Source organism: Faecalimicrobium dakarense (assembly GCF_000499525.1).
In the GTDB taxonomy this organism is placed as follows: Bacteria; Bacillota; Clostridia; order Peptostreptococcales; family Peptostreptococcaceae; genus Faecalimicrobium; species Faecalimicrobium dakarense.
Genome location: NZ_HG529290.1, coordinates 1 through 6,404 on the forward strand (window position 1 = coordinate 1; position 6,404 = coordinate 6,404).

Below are 6,404 nucleotides of genomic sequence, written 5' to 3' on the forward strand. Positions count from 1 at the left end.
TTAGAGCTACTTTTTTATTTAATTTATAATCAATTATTACACATATAATCAGCTGTTTTAAAAATGAAATTGAAAATTGAATTGCATAATTGAAAAATAATTATGCAATTGTTTCATTTTACAAAAAAATGAATTGACGATTTATTATAAAAATTATATAATATTTATATAGAAAATATTTTAATAGATATATATTATTTTTAAAGATTTCATATCTAAAAGCAACTAAATTACTAGTTGATTTTATCTTATTTATTCAGTTACTATGTTTTTCATAATTATTTCTAAATGAATTTTAAAAAATATCAAATCAATTTAAAAAAAATCAAGGATAGAAAATGAAATATTAAGTAATTATAAATTCACTTTTTAATTATTTAGTATATATAATTAAAAAGTAAATATATAAAATTAGATATAATGACATAAATAATATTATCTATAAAAAACTAATAGACATGGAGGAGATAATATGATTGAATTAATGCTTGTAAGTGGGTTAGTTCTATTAATTTGTATAACATCTAGTAAGGTATTATATAAATTTGGAGTGCCTATACTACTAATTTTTATTTTGCTAGGAATGTTATTTGGATCTGATGGAATGGTTGGAATTTATTTTGACAACTATGAACTAACGAGACAATTATGTTCTATAGGACTAGTGTTTATAATGTTTTTTGGAGGATTTGGAACCAATTGGAAAATGGCAAAGCCTGTTGCAATACCGTCTATACTTATGTCCTCACTGGGGGTAATAATTACAGCAGGTTTAACTGGGCTATTTTGTCATATGGTAATAGGAACTAGTTTACTAGAAGGTTTACTTATAGGAGCAATTGTAGCGTCAACAGATGCAGCATCTGTATTTGCTGTACTGCGTTCTCAAAAACTAAATCTAAAGGGCTCTTTAGCATCATTATTAGAAGTTGAAAGTGGAAGTAATGACCCGATAGCTTATATGTTAACATTAATTATATTAACACTAATGAACAATTCAGGATCACAGCTTATAGTTCCAATGGTAATAAAGCAGATAGCTTTCGGATTAGCAATAGGATCTATATTAGCAAAAGTATCTGTTTACATTTTAAGGAATTCAAAATTTGAGATAGAAGGATTCTATACTATATTTATTACAGCTATTGCAATGCTTTCTTATGCACTTAGTGAATATGTTGGAGGAAATGGATATTTAAGTGTGTACATGGCAGGTATTATTATAGGTAATAGTAAAATACCTCACAAAAAGAGTTTAGTTCATTTCTTTGATGGAATATCTTGGATTATGCAAATAATGTTGTTCTTTATGCTAGGACTTTTATCATTCCCTTCTAAATTACCAAGTGTGATTGGAATAGCCATAGCAATATCTATATTTATGATAGTTATTGCAAGGCCGTTATCAACATTTATAGTTTTAGGAAGATTTAATTTTTCAAATAAGGAAAAATTATTTATTTCCTGGGTAGGATTAAGAGGTGCTGCATCAATAGTTTTTGCAATTTATGCGGTGACTCAAGGTGTAGTTATAGAAAATGATATATTCCACATAATATTCTTTATAGCATTAATATCAGTAGGAATACAAGGGACTTTAATCCCTGCAGTAGCTAGAAAACTAGATTTAGTTGATAATAGTACAACTGTATTAAAAACATTCAATGACTATGACGGTGAGATTAGTAGCAAACTTATAGAGGTAAATGTACCTGAAGATAGTAAATGGGCAAATAAAAGTATAATGGATTCAAATATACCAGAAGATATATTAATAGTTATGATAAAACGACAAGATAAAGTACTAATACCTAAAGGCTCAACCGTTATAAAAGGTGGGGACATCCTAGTATTAAGTGGAGATAAAATAGAAGATCTATTATAAAGAATAAAAAGACCGTATTTAAGCAAAGGATACGGTTTTTTTATGTTAGAATATACAATTAACATAGAGATATTCTAATAAAGATAGGAAATTAATTATTATTAAATAGAATACATCAAAATTTTTTTTAATATAAAAATAATGAGAGATTAATTTAAGGGAGGATTAGATGGTAAAATACGAATATAAATGTGTTATGATTCTAGGTGGCGGAGAAAAGACTACAGAAACATTAAATGAATATGGGAAAGATGGATGGGAATTAGTTTGTGTATGTAATGCGTGGCATTACTTTAAAAGATCTATTAATTAAAATATAAGACAGTAAGTATTAAATACTTACTGTCTTATATTTTAAATGAAAGTTTATCTTCTATAAGGGCCTATAACTCCGCAGGCCAATCTTGCGCCAGCATTACCTGCAGGTTGAGAAGTGAAGTCATCAATACCCTCGTGAAGTATAAAAGCTTTGCCTATAGAATCTGCGACAGTAAATTTATCAGTATATACAGATGAAATGCCTACACCATTTGCAGATAGTATAGGAGGTAAGTCTCCTGCGTGCATAGGATGGATCTGATTAGTTGGATTCCAATGACTACCAGATGCTAAGAAAGGATTTTTAGAATCTCCAATACTGCAATCACCATGCTCGTGAATATGGAGACCATGAAAACTAGTAGGATTACCAAGAGATGTAGTATTAGGTATCCCGGTTATATATGCTTTTATATAGACTCCATTTTGTAATTGATATAGAAAAATATCACCTTTAATACAAGGAGCTAATGGTCCCCCTTTTAATTTGGCATAAGCATCTGGTTCACCAGGGTCGTAAGAAGAAAAAATATCACTAATATTATATTTAGGACATGATGTATCCATTAAATCAACTCCTTTAACATAAATTTTGTAAAATATATACATTGTATTTTATGATAGAGGAGTTGATAGTGTGATGTAACCTGATTATTATGGCTGTATTAATTCCATTTTTAAAAACTTAAGTGATATTTCCATAGGACAGATTTTGTCGCATAAATCACACAATCTATTAAAAAATACACATAAAAAAGGCAGGTTCCGTTGCCTGCCTTTTAATATATAAAAAGTATAAAGATAAGTAAAAAATATTAGTGGGATATTAAAATTATAACCATATTCTAGATAACTATACATTAATTATAAAAAATATGGGAAATTATTATAAAGACTAAGAATAGGGTATATACCTTATTATCAGGAAGGTGATAAAATTGAAATATAATAAAATAAAAATAACTTTCAAAAATGGATTTGAAAGAATAATTGAAAAAGATGGTGTTAAAAACTTTAATTCATTAATTGAATGGGCAAATATGTTTAATAATGATGAAGATGTAAACTTATTGACTATGTCAGGTAGGGATTTGGGTAGTTCCTTTTCAATAGATAAAAATAACGTAAAATTTATTGAATTTTTCTAGTATTAGATATTTAAAATAATCATGTGAGTATAAAATTTACCAATTTATAATAAAAAGCTACTATATATAAATTAGTAGTTTTTTATTATTGAGCAAAAATAATATTTCCACTAGAGTCGAAAAAATTACTTTCTAGATTAATTGATTTTAAGTCTCCTTCAGGTAAATTCATAGAGAAAATATTTATAGAATATTTATTAATTGGTATGTATTTAGACTCAGTATATTTATTATTTATAGTTAAATCAATTCTACTTAGTTTATCACCGTTAGAAACAACTACATATTTATATTTATTTATATCATTGCCATAACGTATAACAAACTCTTCCATAATAGTGCCATTTTTTATATCCATGTCTACTTTTTCATAATTTCCCTCATGATTTTTTAGAAATGTAATTACACCTATCTTTGAATTATCACAAAAAAATCCTATAAATCTGGCATCTTCAATATCTATAATGTCAGTAATTTTAATACTATTTTTATCATCTATAAGTTTTGATTTTTTTATAGAGCTTATTATTAAATCACGATTATTTCCATAGATTTCTCTAGCATTATATAAAAAGCAAAATATAAATAAGATAAAGATAACAACTAGAATTTTTAAAAATTTTTTATTCATATATAAACCCTTTCTTAAATATACATTTTCTACTATTAATTCTATTAAGAAAATATTAGAAATATAAATATTATTTAATTAAGATATCATAAAATTAAATAATATTTATACATAAAGGTCTATAAAAATAAAAAACATATAAAACTTTAAATTAATTGAATTTTGTATAAAAATTTATATACTATAATAGTACATAAATTTGGTAGAGATGGAAGAAATAAAAAAGCTTGAAAAAGAAAAGAGACAATTAATAAAAATACCCTGTAGGGCAGGTTTTTTATTAATTGTCTACTCTATAGGGTATTTTTATAAAAACTATCTAACTATGGTAAATATCATATATGCAATATATATAATTATTAATACAATTCCTTGTTTTTTAACAAGAGAATTGTTCTTTTTCATGAAGAAGTATAAAAGAACTGTTATAGCAGTCATAAAAATCACATCTATTAATGCTAACATACTCATAGACATAGGGTTTATTAATGCTGCTAAACCTAAAACTAAAAGTATATTAAATAAATTAGAACCTATAACATTTCCTATAGCTATTTCAGTTTCCCCTTTTTTTATAGCCACAACAGATGTAACAAATTCAGGTAATGAAGTACCCACAGCAACTATAGTAAGGCCGACTAAATTTTCACTCATACCAAATGAAGTTGCTATAGTAGTTGCAGAATTTACAACTATATCTCCACCAAGAACTATCCCCGCTATTCCTACTATACAAATTAATATAGTCTTAGGAATAGAGATTGATTCATCTACTGATGTATCTATAGCAACAGCAGTTTCCCCGTTATTATCTACAGAATCATTATTACTACCTTTAAGTCCTGACTTAACAGTGTTTATTAAGAAAAGTGTAAATACTATTAAAAGTATAAGTCCATCTATTCTATCTAAATTTAAATTAGATCCTAAAACTACTAATAATAAACTTACTGCTATTAAAAATGGTGAATCCTTTTTTATAGTATCCTCTTGGACAGGTAGCTTAGCTATTATAGAAGAAACACCTAAAACTACAAGGATATTGAAGAAGTTAGACCCTACAACATTAGCTATACTCATATCATTTTGTCCAGCTAAAGAAGAACCAACACTTACTGCCGCCTCTGGAGCGCTTGTTCCCATAGCGACAATAGTTAATCCTATAACCATAGGAGGCACATTAAACCTTTTAGCTATAGATGCGGCTCCTTCTACGAATACATCGGCCCCCTTTATAAGAAACATAAAACCGATAATTAAAAATAAAAATGGCATTAAAACCCTCCTTATGATATATCAAAATTCATTTTAGCATACAAACTAGTATACCATAGAGAATATGTATAATAAAATAATAAAATTAAAATTATTTCTTTTAGTTATATGAAATAGGAAAAGAATAATATATTCTATATAGTATATAGTTCTAATATGTATTAAAAATAATTAAGGAGATTTAAATGTATAAAGATAAGGTTGTTTTTGTTACAGGTGCTAGCAATGGGATAGGAAAAAGTATATCAAAAGCTTATGCTAAACAAAATGCAAAAGTAATAGCAATCGATATTATTGAGCATGAATTTGAAGAAAAAAATATAGAATTTTATAAGGTTGATTTAAGAAATGAAGATGAGATAAAGAAAGTATTTAAAACTGCGTCAAAGAAGTATTCAAAAATACACATACTTATAAATAATGCCGCTATAAGCAAATTTAATAAGTCTATATTTGATATAGATACATCAGAGTTTGATGATGTAATAGATGTAAACCTTAGAGGTAGTTTTATTTGTTGTAAGGAGTTTATAAAAGCAAATAAAAATGAAGCGTATGGAAGAATAGTAAATATAAGTTCAACAAGGTTTAACCAAAATGAAGCTGGATGGGAAGCTTATGGATCTTCAAAGGGCGGTTTAATTTCTTTGACTAACACAATGGCAATATCGCTATCAAATACACCAATTACAGTAAATGCGATAAGTCCAGGTTGGATACAATCTGAAGATTATGATTTATTGTCAGAAGTAGAACATAGTCAACATCCTTCGGGAAGGGTGGGAAAGCCTAGAGATATAGTTAATACATGTCTATTTTTAACTAATGAAGAGAATGATTTTATAAATGGAGCCAATATAGTTGTAGATGGTGGGATGACAAAGAAGATGATATATGTTTAATATTAAATAAAAAGACAGGTTATTAACCTGTCTTTTTATTTAGTATATTAGAGATGAGAGAATTTATATAAAATCATTATGGATGATATTCAAATTTTATCCAATAATTAAATTATTATGCACTATAAAAATATTTACAATAAAATTACAGAAGGAGTTTATTTGAAATTATAGAAAAGTATTTGAATATGAATTTATATATAGATATTTAATATCAACAATTTGATAGGAGGGGAAACATATTG

The 6,404-nt window shown here is 26.5% G+C and carries 7 protein-coding genes; 4 read left to right on the top strand and 3 right to left on the bottom strand.

The genetic code is table 11. The features are described 5' to 3' along the window. Nucleotides 1–472: 472 nt before the first annotated feature. A complete protein-coding gene (locus tag BN899_RS06525) occupies nucleotides 473–1,885 on the top strand; it encodes a potassium/proton antiporter (RefSeq protein WP_042273950.1) in 1,413 nt (470 codons plus the stop codon). A 169-nt stretch (nucleotides 1,886–2,054) separates the two neighbouring features. Continuing rightward, the gene (locus BN899_RS18980) at nucleotides 2,055–2,198 is read left to right on the top strand and encodes a DUF4177 domain-containing protein (RefSeq protein WP_147568507.1); all 144 of its coding nucleotides are present in this window, start codon (nucleotides 2,055–2,057) and stop codon (nucleotides 2,196–2,198) included. 53 nt (nucleotides 2,199–2,251) lie between these two features. Here BN899_RS18980 and BN899_RS06530 read toward each other — a convergent pair whose 3' ends face one another. Beyond that, the gene (locus tag BN899_RS06530; RefSeq protein ID WP_052356684.1) at nucleotides 2,252–2,770 is read right to left on the bottom strand and encodes a superoxide dismutase family protein; all 519 of its coding nucleotides are present in this window, start codon (nucleotides 2,768–2,770) and stop codon (nucleotides 2,252–2,254) included. A gap of 371 nt (nucleotides 2,771–3,141) precedes the next feature. Here BN899_RS06530 and BN899_RS06535 point away from each other — a divergent pair, with 371 nt between their 5' ends. Then, nucleotides 3,142–3,351 carry a hypothetical protein gene (locus tag BN899_RS06535; RefSeq protein WP_042273952.1) on the top strand — a complete coding sequence of 70 codons (210 nt, stop codon included), beginning with the start codon at nucleotides 3,142–3,144 and terminating at the stop codon, nucleotides 3,349–3,351. An 85-nt stretch (nucleotides 3,352–3,436) separates the two neighbouring features. Here BN899_RS06535 and BN899_RS06540 read toward each other — a convergent pair whose 3' ends face one another. Together BN899_RS06540 and BN899_RS06545 are read right to left on the bottom strand one after the other, a co-directional pair. Beyond that, nucleotides 3,437–3,982, bottom strand: a complete 546-nt coding sequence (locus BN899_RS06540) for a hypothetical protein (protein WP_042273954.1) — start codon at nucleotides 3,980–3,982, stop codon at nucleotides 3,437–3,439. A gap of 315 nt (nucleotides 3,983–4,297) precedes the next feature. After that, the gene (locus tag BN899_RS06545; protein WP_042273955.1) at nucleotides 4,298–5,257 is read right to left on the bottom strand and encodes a calcium/sodium antiporter; all 960 of its coding nucleotides are present in this window, start codon (nucleotides 5,255–5,257) and stop codon (nucleotides 4,298–4,300) included. 185 nt (nucleotides 5,258–5,442) lie between these two features. Here BN899_RS06545 and BN899_RS06550 point away from each other — a divergent pair, with 185 nt between their 5' ends. Continuing rightward, nucleotides 5,443–6,159, top strand: coding sequence for an SDR family NAD(P)-dependent oxidoreductase (locus BN899_RS06550; RefSeq protein ID WP_042273957.1), 717 nt, complete (start codon nucleotides 5,443–5,445; stop codon nucleotides 6,157–6,159). The last annotated feature ends 245 nt before the right edge of the window (nucleotides 6,160–6,404 follow it).

Coding starts and splice junctions, on each gene's coding strand:
- BN899_RS06540 (WP_042273954.1), bottom strand. CDS start 3,982: ATGAATAAAAAATTTTTAAAAATTCTAGTTGTTATCTTTATCTTATTT.
- BN899_RS06550 (WP_042273957.1), top strand. CDS start 5,443: ATGTATAAAGATAAGGTTGTTTTTGTTACAGGTGCTAGCAATGGGATA.
- BN899_RS18980 (WP_147568507.1), top strand. CDS start 2,055: ATGGTAAAATACGAATATAAATGTGTTATGATTCTAGGTGGCGGAGAA.
- BN899_RS06525 (WP_042273950.1), top strand. CDS start 473: ATGATTGAATTAATGCTTGTAAGTGGGTTAGTTCTATTAATTTGTATA.
- BN899_RS06545 (WP_042273955.1), bottom strand. CDS start 5,257: ATGCCATTTTTATTTTTAATTATCGGTTTTATGTTTCTTATAAAGGGG.
- BN899_RS06530 (WP_052356684.1), bottom strand. CDS start 2,770: ATGGATACATCATGTCCTAAATATAATATTAGTGATATTTTTTCTTCT.